11 protein-coding genes are annotated in these 19,231 nt (G+C 71.2%); 8 read left to right on the top strand and 3 right to left on the bottom strand.

What is annotated here, in order from left to right:
• Window positions 1-111: 111 nt before the first annotated feature.
• Entirely contained in the window at window positions 112-1,176 is a 1,065-nt protein-coding gene (locus ACLQ2N_RS20380) for a LacI family DNA-binding transcriptional regulator (RefSeq protein ID WP_425814942.1), read from the bottom strand.
• 371 nt (window positions 1,177-1,547) lie between these two features.
• On the opposite strand from ACLQ2N_RS20380, the gene ACLQ2N_RS20375 reads away from it, so the two are divergent.
• The 5 genes from ACLQ2N_RS20375 to ACLQ2N_RS20355 all read left to right on the top strand — a co-directional run bounded on the left by ACLQ2N_RS20375 (window position 1,548) and on the right by ACLQ2N_RS20355 (window position 7,742).
• Window positions 1,548-2,831, top strand: coding sequence for an extracellular solute-binding protein (locus ACLQ2N_RS20375; protein ID WP_425814940.1), 1,284 nt, complete (start codon window positions 1,548-1,550; stop codon window positions 2,829-2,831).
• A 21-nt stretch (window positions 2,832-2,852) separates the two neighbouring features.
• Window positions 2,853-3,869, top strand: coding sequence for a carbohydrate ABC transporter permease (locus ACLQ2N_RS20370; RefSeq protein WP_361019025.1), 1,017 nt, complete (start codon window positions 2,853-2,855; stop codon window positions 3,867-3,869).
• Window positions 3,863-4,753: a sugar ABC transporter permease gene (locus ACLQ2N_RS20365; RefSeq protein WP_425815054.1), complete on the top strand. Its 891-nt coding sequence runs from the start codon at window positions 3,863-3,865 to the stop codon at window positions 4,751-4,753. Before ACLQ2N_RS20370 ends, ACLQ2N_RS20365 begins: the two co-directional genes overlap by 7 nt.
• Window positions 4,754-5,010: 257 nt before the next feature.
• The gene (locus ACLQ2N_RS20360; protein WP_425814937.1) at window positions 5,011-6,687 is read left to right on the top strand and encodes an alpha-amylase family glycosyl hydrolase; all 1,677 of its coding nucleotides are present in this window, start codon (window positions 5,011-5,013) and stop codon (window positions 6,685-6,687) included.
• Window positions 6,672-7,742 (top strand): LacI family DNA-binding transcriptional regulator, encoded by a 1,071-nt coding sequence (locus tag ACLQ2N_RS20355; RefSeq protein ID WP_425814935.1) that lies wholly within the window; start codon window positions 6,672-6,674, stop codon window positions 7,740-7,742. Before ACLQ2N_RS20360 ends, ACLQ2N_RS20355 begins: the two co-directional genes overlap by 16 nt.
• Before the next feature lie 43 nt (window positions 7,743-7,785).
• Here ACLQ2N_RS20355 and ACLQ2N_RS20350 read toward each other — a convergent pair whose 3' ends face one another.
• Window positions 7,786-8,253: a hypothetical protein gene (locus ACLQ2N_RS20350; protein ID WP_425814933.1), complete on the bottom strand. Its 468-nt coding sequence runs from the start codon at window positions 8,251-8,253 to the stop codon at window positions 7,786-7,788.
• A 47-nt stretch (window positions 8,254-8,300) separates the two neighbouring features.
• Entirely contained in the window at window positions 8,301-9,119 is an 819-nt protein-coding gene (locus ACLQ2N_RS20345) for a hypothetical protein (protein ID WP_425815052.1), read from the bottom strand.
• 714 nt (window positions 9,120-9,833) lie between these two features.
• On the opposite strand from ACLQ2N_RS20345, the gene ACLQ2N_RS20340 reads away from it, so the two are divergent.
• The 3 genes from ACLQ2N_RS20340 (at window position 9,834) to ACLQ2N_RS20330 (ending at window position 19,148) form a co-directional block, all read left to right on the top strand.
• A complete protein-coding gene (locus ACLQ2N_RS20340; RefSeq protein ID WP_425814931.1) occupies window positions 9,834-11,552 on the top strand; it encodes a carbohydrate-binding module family 20 domain-containing protein in 1,719 nt (572 codons plus the stop codon).
• Window positions 11,553-11,646: 94 nt separating this feature from the next.
• Window positions 11,647-16,971, top strand: coding sequence for a pullulanase-type alpha-1,6-glucosidase (pulA, locus tag ACLQ2N_RS20335; protein ID WP_425814929.1), 5,325 nt, complete (start codon window positions 11,647-11,649; stop codon window positions 16,969-16,971).
• Between the two features lie 140 nt (window positions 16,972-17,111).
• Window positions 17,112-19,148 carry an ATP-binding protein gene (locus tag ACLQ2N_RS20330; protein ID WP_425814927.1) on the top strand — a complete coding sequence of 679 codons (2,037 nt, stop codon included), beginning with the start codon at window positions 17,112-17,114 and terminating at the stop codon, window positions 19,146-19,148.
• The last annotated feature ends 83 nt before the right edge of the window (window positions 19,149-19,231 follow it).

Genomic DNA, 19,231 nt, shown 5'->3' with positions numbered 1-19,231 from the left:
TTCACCCATAGGCACAGAGTCTGCCAGATTTGCCTTCTCTGCCCGATGATCCTCCGGCGGAGCGCGAGTTGCATGTGCGGCGGGAGGGCCCAGGGGTGTGCGACGGGCCGGTTATGCCCTCGCGTGCGATCCTGGAACCGTGGCGGGGGCGGCCGTGTCCTGGCCGGGGCCGGCCGCGGTGGAGCCGCGCACCACCAGTTCCGGCATGAAGACGAACTCGCTGTGCGGCGCGGGCGTGCCGCCGATCTCCTCCAGGAGCGTGCGCACCGCGGCCTGGCCCATCGCCGTCACCGGCTGGCGGATCGTGGTCAGCGGCGGATCGGTGAACGCTATGAGCGGCGAGTCGTCGTATCCCACCACCGACAGGTCGCGCGGGACCTCGCGGGAGAGCCGGCGGGCGGCCCTGATCGCGCCCAGCGCCATCATGTCGCTCGCGCACACCACCGCCGTGCAGCCCCGTTCCATCAGCGCGGAGGCGGCGGCCTGGCCGCCCTCCAGCGTGTAGAGGGAGTGCTGGATCAGCTCCTCGACCTCGTCCGCCGTCAGGTTCAACTGCTCGCGCATCGTGGCGTGGAAGCCCTCGATCTTGCGGAGCACCGGCACGAAGCGCTTCGGGCCGACCGCGAGGCCGATCCGGGTGTGTCCCAGCGACACCAGATGCGTCACCGCCAGCCGCATCGCGGCCCGGTCGTCCGGCGAGATGAAAGGTGCCTGCACCTTGGCCGAGAAGCCGTTGACCAGGACGAAGGGGACGCCCTGGGCGCGCAGTTGCTCGTAACGCCCCATGTCGGCGGAGGTGTCGGCGTGCAGCCCGGAGACGAAGATGATCCCGGAGACGCCCCGGTCGACCAGCATCTCGGTCAGCTCGTCCTCGGTGGAGCCGCCCGGGGTCTGGGTCGCGAGGACCGGGGTGTAGCCCTGCCGGGTCAGTGCCTGCCCGATGACCTGGGCGAGCGCCGGGAAGATCGGGTTCTCCAGCTCGGGCGTGATCAGGCCGACGAGCCCCGCGCTGCGCCTGCGCAGCCGTACGGGCCGTTCGTAGCCGAGTACGTCGAGAGCGGCGAGTACGGATTCGCGGGTGGCAGCGGCTACCCCGGGCTTGCCGTTCAGTACGCGGCTGACCGTCGCTTCGCTGACCCCCGCCTGAGTTGCGATATCGGCAAGCCGTGCGGTCATGGCAATGGACTGTACCGGGAGCGGGTCGGATTGCCCACCATGCACAGGAATCGGGCGGGACCGGCCGCCCCGGGGCGGCCGGAGCGGCGCCCCGACGCATCCGGCGGCAACGTCTTGCAAGGTCTTGCGGAGCCCGTTTGCCGGCTGCGGTCAGATCGTCGCACTGCGGAATCGGGGCTCGTGGGCCCTCTGTGGCAGGGGTCGGGAAGTTTCGTCAAGTGGCTTGACGGCAACCTTGCGGACACGCCAATGTAACGATCGTCGGAGCTTGCAGAAATCTTCCGCAAACTCTTTCGGTCGTCTTTCATCCTTGTTACGTTCACGTCGACCCGGCGCCGCGACGGAGCGGTACGGCAGTTGAAGGAGTTCAGATGCGACGTGGCATAACGGCCACCGCCCTGGTCGCGGCCCTGGCGCTCGCGGCGACCGCCTGCGGCAGCGATGACGACAGTTCCGGCGGCAACGGCACCTCCAAGGGCTCCGGCGAGCTCTCCGGCACCGTGACGTGGTGGGACACCTCCACCGCGGGCAGCGAGGACAAGGTCTTCAAGAAGATCGCCGAGGGCTTCGAGAAGCTGCACCCGAAGGTCGACGTCAAGTACGTCAACGTGCCCTTCGGCGATGCGCAGAACAAGTTCAAGAACGCGGCGCAGGCCGGCTCCGGCGCCCCCGACGTGATCCGCTCCGAGGTCGCCTGGACCCCCGAGTTCGCGGACCTCGGCTACCTGGCCCCGCTGGACGGCACCTCCGCCCTGCAGAAGCAGGACGACTTCCTGAAGCAGGCCGCCGCGTCCACCGAGTACAACGGCAAGACGTACGCGGTGCCGCAGGTCATCGACTCCATGGGCATCTTCTACAACAAGAAGATGTTCAAGGAGGCCGGCGTCGAGGTCCCCACCACCATCGACGAGCTGAAGACCGTCTCCAAGAAGATCAAGGCGAAGACCGGCAAGACCGGCTTCTACCTGCGCGGCGACGACGCCTACTGGTTCCTGCCCTTCCTCTACGGCGAGGGCGGCGACATGGTCAACGCGGCCGACAAGAAGGTCACCATCGACGACGCCGCCGGCGTCAAGGCCATGAAGGTCGTCAAGGACCTGGTCGACTCGGGTGCCGCCAAGACGGACGCCACGGACGGCTGGGAGAACATGCAGGCGTCGTTCAAGAACGGCGACGTCGCGATGATGATCAACGGCCCGTGGGCCGTCGCCGACACCTACACCGGCAAGGAGTTCAAGGACAAGGCCAACCTGGGCGTCGCCCCGGTCCCGTCCGGCTCCGCCGCGCAGGGCGCCCCGCAGGGCGGTCACAACCTGGCCGTCTACGCCGGTTCCAAGAACCTGGACGCCTCCTACGCCTTCGTCGACTACATGACCTCCGTCAAGACGCAGGCCCAGGTCACCAAGGAGCTGAACCTCCTGCCGACCCGTACCTCCGCCTACGCCGAGGAGCCGGTCGTCAACAACGAGATCGTCGGCTTCTTCAAGCCGGTCGTCGAGAGCGCCGTCGAGCGCCCGTGGATCCCGGAGACCGGCAGCCTCTTCGCGCCGCTCGTCACCGAGTACACCAAGGTCCTCACCGGTCAGACGACCCCGGAGAAGGCGGTCAAGGCGACCGGCGACTCCTACCGCAAGCTCCTCAAGGGCTGGAAGTAACTCAGGAAGGCAGGCCGGCTGATGGCTGTCCACACCAGCCAGTCGGTGGTGAAGGCCGCGGGCGACGACGTCGCCCGCGGCCGGAGCCGCGGAACTGGTAACCCCCCGCCGCCGGGACGGATACGGCGGGCCCTGTCGACGCACTGGTACGCCTGGACGATGGTGGCTCCGGTCGTCGTCGTGATCGGCGTGATCATCGGTTACCCCCTGGTCCGCGGCATCTACCTGTCGCTGACCGACGCCAACGAGCGCAACGTCGCGCGGTCCATCGGTGTCAACCACCTGCCCGCCACGTACGAGTTCGTCGGCCTGGACAACTACGCCGACGCGCTCACCGGCAACCAGTTCCTCGGCACACTCGGGTGGACCCTGGTGTGGACGGTCTCCTGCGTGGCCATCACCTTCGGCCTCGGCATGGCCCTGGCCAACATCCTCAACCGGAAGATCGCCGGCCGCTCCGCCTACCGGATGGCGCTCATCCTGCCCTGGGCCATCCCCGGCTTCGTCTCCGTCTTCGCCTGGCGCTTCCTCTACAACCAGGACCGCGGGCTGCTCAACAAGATCCTCGCCGGCGGCGGCATCGACGGGATCGACTGGCTGGGCGACCCGACCATCGCCAAGGTCTCCGTCATCGTCGTCAACGTGTGGCTCGGCGTGCCGTTCATGATGGTCGCCCTGCTCGGCGGCCTCCAGTCCATCCCCAGCGAGCAGTACGAGGCCGCGGAGATGGACGGCGCCACCGCCTGGCAGCGCTTCCGCCACGTCACGCTGCCCGGACTGCGGCCGGTCTCCACGACCGTCATCCTGCTCTCCACCATCTGGACCTTCAACATGTTCCCGGTGATCTTCCTGCTCACCCGCGGCGGACCCGGCGAAGCCACCCAGATCCTGGTCACCCAGGCGTACAAGTTCTCCTTCGAGATCAGCCCGCGCGACTTCGCGCAGTCCTCCACGTGGGGCGTGCTGATCCTCGTACTCCTGCTGATCTTCGCCGCGGTCTACCGGCGAGTCCTGCGCACCCAGGGAGACGACTGGTGACCACCGCACCCACCCCCGCCGCGCGGCACTCCGCGCCGCGCCCGGAAAAGGTCCGGCTGCGCGGCGAGCGCTCGCCGCTGGCCTCCACCGCACTGCACCTGACGCTGATCGTCGCGTCCGTGATCGCCGTCTTCCCCGTGCTGTGGGTCCTGCTCACCTCGCTGAAGCCCGCCGAACTCGCCACCACCACGGACTTCTTCAAGGAAACGACGTTCGAGAACTACACGAACCTCATCAAGGACACGAAGTTCCTGACCTGGTTCGGCAACTCGCTGGTCGTCGCGGGCCTCACCACGCTCATCGGCGTGATCGTCTCGGCCTCCACCGGCTATGCCGTCAGCCGCTTCCGGTTCCCCGGCAAGCGCGGGCTGATGTGGACGCTGCTGATCACCCAGATGTTCCCGGTCGCCGTCCTCATCGTGCCGATCTACAACATCATGGCGGGCATGGGGCTGCTCAACAAGCCCGCCGGTCTCGTCATCACGTACCTGACCATCTCGGTGCCGTTCTGCGCCTGGATGATGAAGGGCTTCTTCGACACCATCCCGCGCGAGATCGACGAGTCCGGGCAGGTCGACGGACTCACCCCGTTCGGCACGTTCTGGCGGCTCATCCTGCCGCTGGCCAAGCCGGGCCTCGCGGTCACCGCGTTCTACTCCTTCATCACCGCCTGGGGCGAGGTGGCGTACGCCTCCGCCTTCATGGTCGGCGAGGACAACCTCACCCTCGCGGGCGGCCTCCAGCTGTTCGTCAACCAGTACGGCGCCCAGTGGGGCCCGATGACCGCCGCGTCCGTACTGATCGCGATACCCGCGGCCCTGGTGTTCCTGTTCGCGCAGAAGCACCTCGTCACCGGCATGTCCGCCGGAGCCGTCAAGGGCTAGGGGGTGTCTTGCCGGTCAGGGCCGGGTCCGCGACGCCTGGCACGGCACCTCGCCGCGTTGCCGAACCGCCCTGATCGCTCCGCGATGAGGACGCCCCGGCGCCTTGCGATGCACCGCACCAGACGCCGCGGCCTATCCGCCCCTGACCGGCAAGACGCCCCCCGCACGCCCCCACGACCGCACGCACCAGTCACGGTGGCGCCGGAATCCCGACCCGGTCCCGGCGCCACCCCCCACCCAGACACTCCAGGGACGACATGACCCAGCACCTCGCTGCCCCCTCCACCGGTACGTCCGACGACGCCGCCGGCCACCGCACCGGCTGGTGGCAGGACGCGGTGATCTACCAGGTCTATCCGCGCAGCTTCGCCGACGGCGACGGCGACGGCATGGGCGATCTCGCAGGCGTACGCGGCAGACTCCCGTACCTCAAGGACCTCGGTGTCGACGCGGTCTGGCTCAGCCCGTTCTACGCGTCCCCGCAGGCCGACGCCGGGTACGACGTCGCCGACTACCGGGCCATCGACCCGATGTTCGGCAGCCTGCTCGACGCCGACGCGCTGATCCGCGACGCCCACGGCCTGGGCCTGCGGATCATCGTCGACCTGGTGCCCAACCACTCGTCCGACCAGCACGAGTGGTTCAAGCGCGCTCTCGCCGAGGGCCCCGGCTCCGCACTGCGCGACCGCTACCACTTCCGCCCCGGCAAGGGCACATCGGGCGAACTCCCGCCCAACGACTGGGAGTCCATCTTCGGCGGCCCCGCCTGGACCCGCACGACCGATCCGGACGGCACCCCCGGCGAGTGGTACCTCCACCTCTTCGCGCCCGAGCAGCCCGACTTCAACTGGGAGCACCCGGCGGTCGCCGACGAGTTCCGCTCGATCCTGCGCTTCTGGCTCGACATGGGCGTCGACGGGTTCCGCGTGGACGTCGCGCACGGCCTGGTCAAGGCCGAGGGGCTGCCGGACCTCGGCACCCACGACCAGCTGAAGCTGCTCGGAAACGATGTCATGCCGTTCTTCGACCAGGACGGGGTGCATGAGATCTACCGCAGCTGGCGCACCATCCTGGACGAGTACCCCGGTGACAGGATCGCCGTCGCGGAGGCGTGGACGCCGACCGTCGAGCGCACCGCCAACTACGTGCGCCCCGACGAGATGCACCAGGCGTTCAACTTCCAGTACCTGGCCACCGCCTGGGACGCCGCCGCGCTCCGCGAGGTCATCGACACCTCGCTCGACGCCATGCGGCCGGTCGGCGCCCCCACCACCTGGGTGCTCTCCAACCACGACGTCACCCGGCACGCCACCCGGTTCGCCAACCCGGCGGGCCTCGGCACCCAGATCCGCACCCCCGGCGACCGCGAACTCGGCCTGCGCCGGGCCCGCGCGGCGAGCCTGCTGATGCTGGCGCTGCCCGGCTCCGCCTACGTCTACCAGGGCGAGGAGCTCGGCCTGCCCGACGTCACCGACCTGCCCGACGAGGCCCGCCAGGACCCGTCGTTCTTCCGGGCCGAGGGCCAGGACGGCTTCCGCGACGGCTGCCGCGTCCCGATCCCGTGGACCCGCGAGGGCTCCTCGTACGGCTTCGGCGCGGGCGGCAGCTGGCTCCCGCAGCCCACCGGCTGGGGCGAGCTGAGCGTCGAGGCGCAGACCGGTGCGGCCGGCTCCACCTTGGAGCTGTACCGGGCCGCCATCGCCGCCCGCCGGGCGCACCCCGGGCTCGGCGCGGGCGCCGAGGTGCGCTGGCTGGACGTTCCGGAGGGGCTGCTCGCGTTCGCCCGCCCCGGGTTCGTCTGCACCGTCAACACCACGGGCGCCCCGGTCCGCATCCCCGTGCCGGGCACGGTCCTGCTGGCCAGCGCGCCGGTCGAGGCCGACGGCGACACGGTGGAGCTGCCCGCGGACACCACGGTGTGGTGGACGGTGTGACGACCGTCCCCCTGCCGAGGGGCCCCGGCGCGGGCGGTGCGCTGCGGCTGTCGGACATCGCCGGCCAGGCGTCCGTCAGCGAGGCGACCGTCAGCCGGGTCCTCAACGGCAAGCCGGGCGTCGCGGACACCACGCGTCAGCGGGTGCTCGCGGCGCTCGACATCCTGGGCTATGAACGGCCCGTGCGGCTGCGGCAGCGCAGCGCCGGGCTGATCGGTCTTGTCACCCCCGAGCTGACCAACCCGATCTTCCCGGCGTTCGCCCAGTCCGTGGAGCAGGTGCTCGCCGGGCACGGCTACACACCGGTGCTCTGCACCCAGTTGCCCGGCGGCGCCACCGAGGACGAGCTGGTCGAGCAGCTGGTCGAGCGCGGCGTCGGCGGGATCGTCTTCCTGTCCGGGCTGCACGCCGACACCTCGGCCGACCCGGCGCGCTACGCCGCGCTGTCCGAGCGCGGGGTGCCGTTCGTCCTGATCAACGGGTACAACGAGCGGATCAGCGCCCCGTTCGTCTCGCCCGACGACACCGCCGCCGTGCGGATGGCCGTGAGCCATCTCGCCGAACTCGGCCACCGCCGGGTGGGCCTGGCCATAGGGCCGCAGCGCTACGTCCCCTCCCGCCGGAAGCGGGACGGTTTCGTGGACGCCGCGGTCTCCGTGCTCGGCCTGGACCGCGTGGACGCCGAACTCCTCGTCTGCTCCACGCTGTTCAGCGTCGAGGGCGGCCAGGTGGCGGCGGGCGCGCTGCTGGACCGCGGGTGCACCGGCATCGTCTGCGGCAGCGACCTGATGGCGCTGGGCGTGGTCCGCGCGGCCCGGGACCGCGGGCTCGACGTGCCGCGCGACGTGTCCGTGGTGGGCTTCGACGACTCGCAGCTCATCGCGTTCACCGACCCGCCGCTGACCACGGTCCGCCAGCCGGTCCAGGCGATGGCGGCGGCCGCGGTGGGCGCGCTGCTGGAGGAGATCGGCGGCAGCCCCGTCCAGCGCACGGAGTACGTGTTCCAGCCGGAGCTGGTGGTCCGGGGGTCCACGGCGGCGCTGCGGAGCGCGTGAGCGGGCGGCCGAGGGGGCCGGGTCCGGAGGGGGGACTTGGCCCTCACGCGTGTCCGGGGGCGGCGGTGCGCTGCCGGCGCAGCATCAGGACCAGGCCGGTCGCGACGGCCAGGCCCACGAGGGCGAGGACGGAGCCCTTCACGACGGGCCCGTGCCAGCCGTAGTCGGCGGTGTAGGCGGCGCCGGCGTCCTCGGCGAGCCGGACGCCGTCGATCCGGGCGGGCGCGGGGTCACCGCGGCGTACGTCGACGGCATCCCTCAGCTCGACGTTGCGCGCGGTGACGGAGCCGTCGGTGCTGGTGAAGGTGCCCGTCCAGGAGCAGGACTCCTTGCCGCACGTGCGATCGGCGGGCGCCAGCGATCCGACGGGGCCGTCGCGCAACGCGGCCCGGCCCTCGATGCCCTCGGCGGCCAGGCCGAGGCCACCGCCGAGCGAGACGAGCAGGACGAAGACGACAGCGATGCGGACGAAGACACGTCCGCGCTTGGTCAGGGGCCGACCGGTCTGCATGGCGTGATCCTTGGTCGTGTCGTGTCGTGCGTACCGGTCGGGGCGGGTCAGCCCGCGCCGTCGCCCTCGTTGAAGAGGCGTACGGTCCCGAGGATCTGGCGGATCGTGGCGTCGGGTACCTCGTCCTGGACGCCGTGCGCTCCGACGTAGGTCCACGAGACGAACTTGCCCTCCGCGTTCTTGAAGGCGAAGGTCACCGCCTTGCCGTCGGTGTCGCACTTGCCCTTCTTCGGCGCCCCGGACGAAGTGACGGTCACGAGGCTGCCTTCGACGCCCGACTTCGTCCGGAACGACTCGGGCTCACCGACCGTGAGGCGCGAGCGGTCGGGCTGGGTGTAGAGGCCGTAGACCCAGGTCTCGGCGGTGTCCTCGGCGGCTTCGGCCGCGCTCTTGGCGCCCTGCTCCCCGGTGGTGCCGACGGAGGCGAGCGAACTCTCCTCGGGGGTGCCGTCCTTGTCGTCGTCGGACGTGCACCACTTCTCCTTGAGGACCGCCGGGGCCATCATCGCGGCCAGCGGCTTATCCTCGGGGTCGTCGTTCTCCGAGACGTAGCTCACCCAGTCCGCGGACTGGCGCTCCCAGGAGGCGGGCACGTCGAAGGTGATGCCGCGCTTGGCGTTGACCACCGTGTTCCAGCCGGGGACGAGCGGGTCCGAGCCGCCGCCTCCGGCGCCCCGGTCCGTGCCATCGGCCCGCGCGGACGCGCTCGCGGTGGGCGTCGGCCGAGGACCGGCCTCATCGTTCCCGCCGTCGCGGAGTGCCAGGTAGCCCACCGCCGCGCAGGCCACGACGACCGCCGCGCAGGCGGCCACCACGGTGACCGTGGTCCGGTTCCGGCCGGGGTGGGGCGGTTCGGGGGCGTTGATGCCGACCGTGGGCTCCGCGTGCCAATCGGGGCTGCCCCGGCCGGGCTGCGCCGGAGGCGAACTGCGGTGAGCGCCCGGCGTGTTCGGCTGATCGGGGGACGACTGTTCTCCTGGCCACATGGCGCGAGCCTCATCGTGGTCCGGGGACGACCCGTCGCCCGGGGCGGGTGGTCGCAGGAGAGGCACCGGCAGTCGGCCCGGTCGGGCCGGCGGGGAGGTGTGACTGCCGGTGCCTCTCATGTCTGACCGGCCCGGCCGGCCGGGCGCGTGGGGCCCGGGTATCGGGACCCCCGGCCGACCGGACCGGAGTCGGGAGAAACGTAACAGGGCTGCAATGTCTTGCGTAAGGCCTTGCAGGAAGAAATCCGCAGTATTTCGTGGATGTGAGCGGGCGGTGTCCAAAGGGTTGACCGGGACCTGCCGGGCTCGTACGGTCTCGCTGCGGCAAGGTTTGCATTCTTGCAGCAAGAACCTTCAGGAGCCTTGAGGGCAGGGCGCGTTGCCGTAAGGGCTGAGGGTGCCGGGTTGTCTCGGATCGGATAGCGGACGCGGTCTGGTGCGTGCGATTCCAAGGCGGAGGAGGGAGTCAACGCGGAGCGTTGGCGACCGACGACAACGCCGGAAGCGTGCGTGCCAGGCCGCGTCCGCCCGGTCCGAGGCAACCCGGCACCCTCCGAACCGTCACCCGCATTTCCCCCACAGCAGGAGGAAAACATGGCCAGCAGACCCCTGTCTGCCGCGCTCGCCCTCGTCGCGGGAGCCGCCGCCCTCGTGGTCCCCGCCACGACGGCCGAGGCGTCCGCCCCGGGCACGAAGGACGTCACCGCCGTCCTCTTCGAGTGGAAGTTCGACTCCGTCGCCAAGGCGTGTACGGACACCCTCGGCCCGGCCGGATACGGCTTCGTCCAGGTCTCGCCGCCCCAGGAGCACATCCAGGGCAGCCAGTGGTGGACCTCGTACCAGCCGGTCAGCTACAAGATCGCCGGGCGGCTCGGAGACCGTACGTCCTTCGCCAACATGGTGAACACCTGCCACAGCGCGGGCGTCAAGGTCGTCGCGGACTCGGTCATCAACCACATGACCAGCGGTTCGGGCACCGGCACGGGCGGCACCTCGTACACCAAGTACAACTACCCCGGGCTCTACTCCTCGGCCGACATGGACGACTGCACCGCCCAGATCAGCAACTACGGCGACCGCGCCAACGTCCAGAACTGCGAGCTGGTCGGGCTCGCCGACCTGGACACCGGCGAGGACTACGTACGCGGGAAGATCGCCGGTTACCTCAACGACCTGCTCTCGCTCGGCGTCGACGGATTCCGCATCGACGCGGCCAAGCACATGCCCGCCGGTGACCTCGCCCCCATCAAGTCCCGGCTGAGCAACCCGGGCGTCTACTGGAAGCAGGAGGCGATCTACGGAGCCGGCGAGGCCGTCTCACCCGACGAGTACGCCGGGACGGGTGACGTCCAGGAGTTCCGCTACGCCCGCGGTCTCAAGCAGGTGTTCAACAACGAGAACCTCGCCAACCTGAAGAACTTCGGCGAGGGCTGGGGCTTCATGCCGTCCTCGAAGGCCGCGGTGTTCGTCGACAACCACGACACCGAGCGGGGCGGCGACACGCTGAACTACAAGGACGGCGCCGACTACACGCTCGCCAGCGTGTTCATGCTGGCCTGGCCCTACGGCTCGCCCGACGTGCACTCCGGCTACGAGTGGTCCGACAAGGACGCCGGCCCGCCCAACGGCGGCACGGTGAACGCCTGCTACAGCGACGGCTGGAAGTGCCAGCACGCCTGGCGCGAGATCTCCTCCATGGTCGGCTTCCGCAACACCGCGCGCGGTGAGGCCGTCACCAACTGGTGGGACGACGGCGGCGACCGGATCGCGTTCGGGCGCGGCTCCAAGGCGTACGTGGCGATCAACCACGAGGGCTCCTCGCTGACGCGCACGTTCCAGACCTCGCTGCCCGCCGGCGACTACTGCGACGTCCAGTCCGGCAAGGGCGTCACGGTCAACGGCTCCGGCCAGTTCACCGCGACCCTCGGCGCCGGCACGGCGCTCGCCCTGCACACCGGCGCCCGCACCTGCGGCGGCGGCTCCACCGACCCGACCGGCCCCGGCACGGAGACGGGCACCCCCGGCGCCTCCTTCGGCGTCAACGCCACCACCCAGCCCGGCCAGAACATCTACGTCACCGGCAACCAGCCCGCCCTCGGCAACTGGAACACCGGCAGCGCGCCGAAGCTGGACCCGGCGACGTACCCGGTCTGGAAGCTCGACGTGAACCTGCCCGCGGGCACCACGTTCGAGTACAAGTACATCCGCAAGGACACGAACGGCAACGTGACCTGGGAGAGCGGTGCCAACCGCACGGCCACGGTGCCGTCCTCCGGCAGGGTCACGCTGTCCTCGGACGTCTGGCGCGGCTGACCTTCCGCCCTCCACCCCCACCCGCCGGACGGGCCGTCCCCCAGCGGCCAGTCCGGCCCCGCACACCCCCCGTACCACGTCGAGGAGAGCCCGAGTGAAACGTCCGTACCCGCGCGTGCCCGCACGCGGAACGGCTGCCGCCGTCGTCGCGGCCGCCCTGTGCGCGGCCCTGGTGCCCGCGCTGCCCGCCGCCGCGGCCCGGCCGCCCGCCGCGCCCTCGGACGCCAAGCTGGCCGGCCAGGCCACCCGGCACGACCTGACCCGCGAGCAGTTCTACTTCGTGATGCCCGACCGGTTCGCGAACGGCGACACGGGCAACGACCGGGGCGGGCTGACCGGTTCGCGTCTGGAGACCGGCTACGACCCCACGGACAAGGGGTTCTACCAGGGCGGCGACCTCAAGGGGCTGACCGGCCGGCTCGACTACATCAAGGGGCTCGGCACCACCGCCATCTGGCTCGCGCCGATCTTCAGGAACCGGCCCGTCCAGGGCACCGGCAAGGACGCCTCGGCCGGCTACCACGGCTACTGGATCACCGACTTCACCCAGGTCGACCCGCACTTCGGCACCAACGCCGACCTGACGAAGCTGATCGACAAGGCCCACCGCAAGGGCATGAAGGTCTTCTTCGACGTCATCACCAACCACACCGCCGACACCGTCGACTACGCCGAGAAGACCTACGGCTACAAGTCCAAGGGCGCCTACCCCTACCTCGACCGCGACGGACGTCCCTTCGACGACGCCGCCGGCATGGCGAAGACGGACGCCGACTCCTTCCCGTACAAGCCGGTGAGCGGCGGCGGCAAGACGCCGTCCTGGCTCAACGACCCGACGATGTACCACAACCGGGGCGACTCCACGTACGCCGGCGAATCCACCACGTACGGCGACTTCTCCGGCCTGGACGACCTGTGGACCGAGCGGCCCGAGGTCGTCTCCGGCATGGAGAAGATCTACGAGAAGTGGGTCCGCGACTTCGACATCGACGGCTTCCGGATCGACACCGTCAAACACGTCGACCTGGACTTCTGGACCCAGTGGGCCACCGCGCTCGACGCCTACGCGGCCAGGCACGGGCGCGAGGACTTCTTCATGTTCGGCGAGGTCTACTCCTCGGACACCGCCGTCACCTCGCCGTACGTCACGCAGGGCCGGCTGGACGCCACGCTCGACTTCCCGTTCCAGGAGGCGGCCCGCCAGTACGCCTCGCAGGGCGCCCCGGCCTCGAAGCTCGCCGCCGTCTTCGCCGACGACTACCGGTACACCACCGACAAGGCCAACGCCTACGAGCAGGTGACCTTCCTCGGCAACCACGACATGGGCCGCATCGGGACCTTCCTCGGGCAGGACAACCCGAAGGCCGGTGACGCGGAGCTGGTGAAGCGCGCGGAGCTGGCCAACGAGCTGATGTTCCTCAGCCGGGGCAACCCCGTCGTCTACTACGGCGACGAGCAGGGCTTCACGGGCGCGGGCGGCGACAAGGACGCCCGCCAGACGATGTTCGCCTCGAAGACCGCCGACTACCTGGACGACGACGAGCTGGGCACCGACCGCACGCACGCCTCCGACGCGTACGACGAGACCCACCCGCTCTACCGCTCCATCGCCGCCCTCTCGAAGCTGACCCGGGACAACCCGGCGCTCCGCGACGGAGTCCAGACCGAGCGGTACGCCGAGGGGCCGGTGTACGCCTTCTCGCGTACGGACGCCGAGCGCGGCGACGAGTACCTGGTCGCCGTCAACAACGGCGCCTCCGCGAAGACCGTCGAGCTGTCCACCGGGTCCGCCCGCATGGACTTCCGCACCCTGTACGGCGGTACCGGCACGGTCCGCAGCGGCGCCGACAAGAAGATCACGGTCACCGTCCCGGCCCTGTCGAGCATCGTGCTCCGCGCGGCCGAGCCCCTCGCCGCCCCGGCCACCAAGCCCTCCGTCACCCTGAAGGCCCCCGCAGCCGGCGCCACCGGCACCGTCGAGCTGACCGCCGACGTGGGCGGCGGCTCGCTCAACCGGGTCGTCTTCGCCGCCCAGACCGGCAACGGCAAGTGGACCACCCTCGGCACCGCCGACCACGCCCCGTACAAGGTCACCCAGACGCTGAGCGACCGGACCGCCGCCGGGACACCGCTGCGCTACAAGGCCGTCGTGGTGGACCGCACCGGCCGCACCGCCAGCGCCACCGCCTCCTCCACCGCCGGACAGGCGCCCGCCCCCGCGAAGCCCGTCGCCGTCGAGCGCGACTACGCCGTCGTCCACTACCAGCGCGCCGACGGCGACTACGACGGCTGGGAGGTGAAGTCCGGCGGGACCACCGCCGCCTTCGCCGGACGCGACGCGTACGGCGCGTTCGCGTGGGTCGAGGTCCCCGAGGGCGCCGCGACCGTCCCGTACACCGTCGAGAAGGGCGGCACCACCGAGGGGCCCGAGCGCACCGTGGACCTCGCGAAGACCGGTGAGGTGTGGATCGCGCAGGGCGAGGACGGCCAGGCCGGCACCGCGCCCGACGGCGCCTACCCCGCCCCGGACACCACCAAGGCCGTCCTGCACTACTACCGCGCCGACGGCGACTACGACGGCTGGGGGCTGCACACCTGGACCGGTGCCAAGGAGCCCACGGACTGGGCCAAGCCGCTCCGGCCCGTGAAGAGGGACGCCTCCGGGCTCACCTTCGAGGTCCCGCTCACCGACGGGGCCACCACCCTCAGCTACATCCTGCACCGGGGCGATGAGAAGGACCTGCCCAGCGACCAGGCCCTCGACCTCGCCACGTACGGCCACGAGGTGTGGCTGCTCGGCGGCCGGGCCGGCTACCTGCTCCCGCAGGCCGGCGGTGTCCCGACGCCCGACCTCACCAAGGCCGAGGCGCAGTGGATCGACGCCGGCACCGTCGTCTGGAAGGTCAAGGCCACCGAGGCCACCAGCCAGCAGCTCGTGTACGCGAAGCAGGGCGGCATCACCGTCGAGGACGGCGCCCTCAGCGACGAGGGCCAGTGGCTGCGCCTCACCCCGTCCGCGCTGACCGACGCCCAGGAGGCGAAGTACCCGCACCTCAAGGACTACCCCGCCTTCACCGTCGAACCCCGGGACCGCGACCGCGTCCGCGAGGCCCTGCGCGGCCAGCTCATCGCCACCCAGCGCGCCGCCAACGGGGCCCTGCTCGCCGCCACCGGCGTGCAGAGCGCCGGAGTGCTCGACGACCTCTACGGCGAGGAGGCGCGCGGTGCCGCACTCGGCCCGGTCTTCCGCCACGGCACCCCCACCCTCTCCGTGTGGGCCCCCACCGCCCGTACGGTCGCGCTCGAACTCGACGGGAAGACCGTGCCCATGCGGCGCGACGACCGCACCGGCGTCTGGTCGGTCACCGGCAAGAAGAACTGGACCGGCAAGCCCTACCGGTACGTCGTGAACGTCTGGGCGCCCACCGTCCAGAAGCTCGTCACCAACAAGGTCACCGACCCCTACTCCACCGCCCTCACCACCGACTCCGCCCGCAGCCTCGTCGTGGACCTGGAGGACCGGAAGCTCGCCCCCAAGGGCTGGGACGAACTCCGCAAGCCCGCCGCCGTGCCGCTGCGCGACGCGCAGATCCAGGAGCTCCAGATCCGCGACTTCTCCCTCGCGGACCCCACCTCGAAGCACCCCGGCGAGTACCTGGCCTTCACCGACACCCGCTCCGACGGGATGAAGCACCTCAGGCAGCTCGCCGACGCGGGCACCGGCTACGTCCACCTGCTGCCCGCCTTCGACATCGGCACCATTCCCGAGAGGAAGAAGGACCAGCAGAAGCCCGCCTGCGACCTGTCCGTCTACGCCCCCGACTCCGCCGAACAGCAGGCGTGCGTGGCGAAGGCCGCCGCGAAGGACGCCTACAACTGGGGCTACGACCCGCTGCACTACACCGTCCCCGAGGGCAGCTACGCCTCCGACCCGGAGGGCACGAAGCGCACGGTCGAGTTCCGGCAGATGGTCCAGGGCATCAACGGCGCCGGACTGCGGACCGTCATGGACGTCGTCTACAACCACACCGTCGCCTCCGGCCAGGACGGCAAGTCCGTCCTCGACCGGATCGTGCCCGGCTACTACCAGCGGCTCCTGGAGGACGGCACCGTCGCCACCTCCACCTGCTGCGCCAACACCGCCCCCGAGAACACCATGATGGGCAAGCTCGTCGTGGACTCGGTCGTCACCTGGGCCAAGGAGTACAAGGTCGACGGCTTCCGCTTCGACCTGATGGGTCACCACCCCAAGGCCAACATCCTGGCCGTCCGCAAGGCCCTCGACGCGCTGACCGTCGCCAAGGACGGCGTGGACGGCAAGAAGATCATCCTGTACGGCGAGGGCTGGAACTTCGGTGAGATCGCCGACGACGCCCGCTTCGTCCAGGCCACCCAGAAGAACATGGCCGGCACCGGCATCGCCACCTTCTCCGACCGCGCCCGCGACGCCGTACGCGGCGGCTCCCCGTTCGACGAGGACCCCGGCGTGCAGGGCTTCGCCACCGGCCTCTACACCGACCCCAACACCTCCACCGCCAACGGCACGCGGGCCGAGCAGAAGGCCCGCCTGCTGCACTACCAGGACCTGATCAAGGTCGGCCTCACCGGAAACCTCGCCGACTACACCTTCACCGACACCTCCGGGAACACGGTCAAGGGCTCCGGCGTCGACTACAACGGCGCCCCGGCCGGCTACGCCGCCGCACCCGGTGACGCCCTCGCCTACGCCGACGCCCACGACAACGAGACCCTGTACGACGCGCTCGCGTTCAAGCTCCCGGCGGGCACCCCGGCCGCCGACCGGGCCCGCACGCAGGTCCTGGCCATGGCGACGGCGACCCTCTCGCAGGGCCCCGCGCTCTCCCAGGCCGGCACGGACCTGCTGCGCTCCAAGTCGCTGGACCGCAACTCCTTCGACAGCGGCGACTGGTTCAACGCCCTGCACTGGGACTGCCGGGCCGGCAACGGCTTCGGGCGCGGACTGCCGCCGGCCGCGGACAACGAGGCCAAGTGGCCCTACGCGAAGCCCCTGCTGACGAACGACACGGTCACCCCGGGCTGCGCACAGATCAACGGAGCCTCGGCCGCGTACCGCGACCTGCTCACCATCCGCACCACGGAGAAGGACTTCGACCTGACGTCCGCCGCGCAGGTGCAGTCCCGGCTCTCCTTCCCGCTGTCCGGCGAGGACGAGACGCCCGGCGTGATCACCATGCGCCTCGGCACGCTCGTCGTCGTCTTCGACGCCGCGCCCGGCACCACCACCCAGAAGGTCCCCGCACTCGCCGGCCAGGACTACGCCCTGCACCCCGTCCAGGCGAAGGGCGCGGATTCTACCGTCAAGAAGTCCTCGTACGAGCGGAGTTCAGGCAGCTTCACCGTTCCGGGACGCACAGTGGCGGTGTTCACCCTGCGCTGACCGCCACAGGGCTACCGTATGGGCAGCCGCCCGGGGGTGTCGCAGGGCGTGCTCCGAAATGAGGCCCGGCAGGCGGGGCTTTCGGAGCACGCCCTACCCCCGGGCACGCCTTTCATTCCACCTGTGCAGCGACGGTGACGATGGCCAGCAACCTCCCCGAGGAGACCACCAGCTTTGTCGGACGGACGGCCGAGCTCACCGGGCTCGAACACGCCCTCGCCACCGGCCGGCTGACCACCCTCACCGGCACCGGAGGCGTAGGAAAGACCCGGCTCGCGCTCCGCGCCGCCCGCCGTGCCGCACCCGGCTACCGCGACGGCGTCCGGTGGGCCGACCTCGCCCCCCTGCACGACGACGAACTCCTCCTCGCCACCGTCTCCGACGCGGTCGGCCTCAGCGACCACACCCTGCGCCCGCCCATCGACGTGCTGTGCGAATGGCTCGCCGACAAACAGCTCCTGCTCGTCCTGGACTCCTGCGAGCACCTGCGCCCCGCCTGCGCCCACCTCCTCGGCGAGATCCTGACCACCTCGCCGGGACTCACCGTCCTCGCCACCAGCCGCCAGCCCCTGGAACTCCGGGGCGAACAGCTCGTGGAGGTCGACCCGCTGCCCGTCGAAGGCGCCGCCGACGCGCTCACCCTCTTCCGGGAACGGGCCACGGCCGCCGCCCCCGCCACCCCCTTCAGGGAACCGGGCACCGCCGAGGCCGCCGCCGAGATCTGCCGCCGCCTCGACGGCATCCCGCTCGCCATCGAACTCGCCGCCGCCGGGGTCGGCCGGCAGAGCGTCCAGGAGATCGCCCAGCGCCTCGGCACCCGGCTCGACGCCTTCGCCGACACCACCCTCCGCCCGGTCCGCCACCGGACCCTGCGCACCACCATCGGCTGGTCCCACGAGCTGTGCACCCCGCTCGAACGGCTCCTCTGGGCCCGGCTCACCGTGCTCCGCGGCGACTTCGACGAGGACACCGCCGTCACCGTCTGCGCCGGCGGCCCCCTCACCGGGGACGGCGTCCGCACCGCCCTGCGCGGCCTGGCCGCCAAGTCCGTCGTCACCCGCGAGGGCACCCGCCACCGCATGCTCGACACGCTGCGCGAGTACGGCCGGATGTGGCTCGCGGAGCTGGGCGAGGAACGGGCCGCCGCCGACCGGCACGCCGCCTGCTTCCTGAGCCTCGCCCGGAACGCCCACGCCGGCTGGACCGGCGACGACCAGATCCTCTGGTACCACCGCATCGCCGACGCGCACGCCGACCTGTGCGCCGCGCTCGACCACCTCCTCGCGCACGACACCGCCGCCGCCCAGGAGATGGCCGGCCGCATCGGCTTCTTCTGGTGCTGCTGCGGCCACCTCCCGCAGACCCGGGGATACGCCCAGCGTGCCCTGGACACCGGACCGGCCGACGGCCCCCACCGCACCCGGGTGCTGTGGGTGCTCGGCATCTGCGTCCTGCTCCAGGGCGACTACCCGGCCGCCGAGCACATCGGCCGCGAGTGCGTCCGCGAGGCCGCCGCCGACGGCACCGACGAGGGCATCCTGGCCGCCGCGTATCTGCGCGGACTCACCCACCTGATGACCGGCGAACCCGAGAAGGGCCTCCGCGAGGGGCGGCGGGTGCTCCGGACCACCGCCTCGGGCACCCGCCTCGAAGCGGCCTACCGGCTGCGCTGCCACCTCATCACCGTCTTCGCCCTCACCGGGCTCGGCCGGCTGGAGGAGGCCGCGTCGGCCGCCGTCGTGCTGCGGGCGGCCTGCGAGGCCCAGGACGAGTGCTGGACCCGGTCCTACGTGGACTACCAACTCGCCCTGATCGCCCTGCTCCAGGGCCGCGCCGCACCCGCCGCCGCGCACGCCCGGGCCATGCTCGCCGGCAAGCACCGGCTCCGCGACCGCTTCGGCATCGCGCTCGGCCTGGACATCCTGGCCGCCGCCATCGCCGCCCAGGGCGAGGGGGCCAGGGCCGCCCGGGTCTACGGCACCGGACAGGTCTACTGGCGCATGGTCGGCCACCCCCAGCGCGGCACCCCCGAGCTCGGCCCGGTCCGCGAGACCTGCGAGCGGCGCGCCCGGGAGGCGGTCGGCGACGCGGCGTACCGGCGCGCGTTCGAACAGGGCCGGGCCGACAGCGCGGAGGCCGGCCTCGCGCTGGCGCTCCACGGGGAGCTGCTGACGTAACGGCTCGGCCCACCGGTTCACATAGTGAATCGGTGTTGTGCGCCACCGCCCGTACGGGAAAGGCTGGACGGTGTCCGTCCCCG

Origin of the sequence: Streptomyces sp. DT224, assembly GCF_049844595.1 — a bacterium.
In the GTDB taxonomy this organism is placed as follows: Bacteria; Actinomycetota; Actinomycetes; order Streptomycetales; family Streptomycetaceae; genus Streptomyces.
This window is presented reverse-complemented; position numbering and strand designations above follow the sequence as displayed.

Bases quoted from the DNA above. Each gene is read 5' to 3' on its own strand.
- ACLQ2N_RS20340 (WP_425814931.1), top strand. From the start codon at position 9,834: ATGGCCAGCAGACCCCTGTCTGCCGCGCTCGCCCTCGTCGCGGGAGCC.
- ACLQ2N_RS20350 (WP_425814933.1), bottom strand. From the start codon at position 8,253: ATGCAGACCGGTCGGCCCCTGACCAAGCGCGGACGTGTCTTCGTCCGC.
- ACLQ2N_RS20330 (WP_425814927.1), top strand. From the start codon at position 17,112: ATGGCCAGCAACCTCCCCGAGGAGACCACCAGCTTTGTCGGACGGACG.
- ACLQ2N_RS20380 (WP_425814942.1), bottom strand. From the start codon at position 1,176: ATGACCGCACGGCTTGCCGATATCGCAACTCAGGCGGGGGTCAGCGAA.
- ACLQ2N_RS20360 (WP_425814937.1), top strand. From the start codon at position 5,011: ATGACCCAGCACCTCGCTGCCCCCTCCACCGGTACGTCCGACGACGCC.
- ACLQ2N_RS20370 (WP_361019025.1), top strand. From the start codon at position 2,853: ATGGCTGTCCACACCAGCCAGTCGGTGGTGAAGGCCGCGGGCGACGAC.
- ACLQ2N_RS20375 (WP_425814940.1), top strand. From the start codon at position 1,548: ATGCGACGTGGCATAACGGCCACCGCCCTGGTCGCGGCCCTGGCGCTC.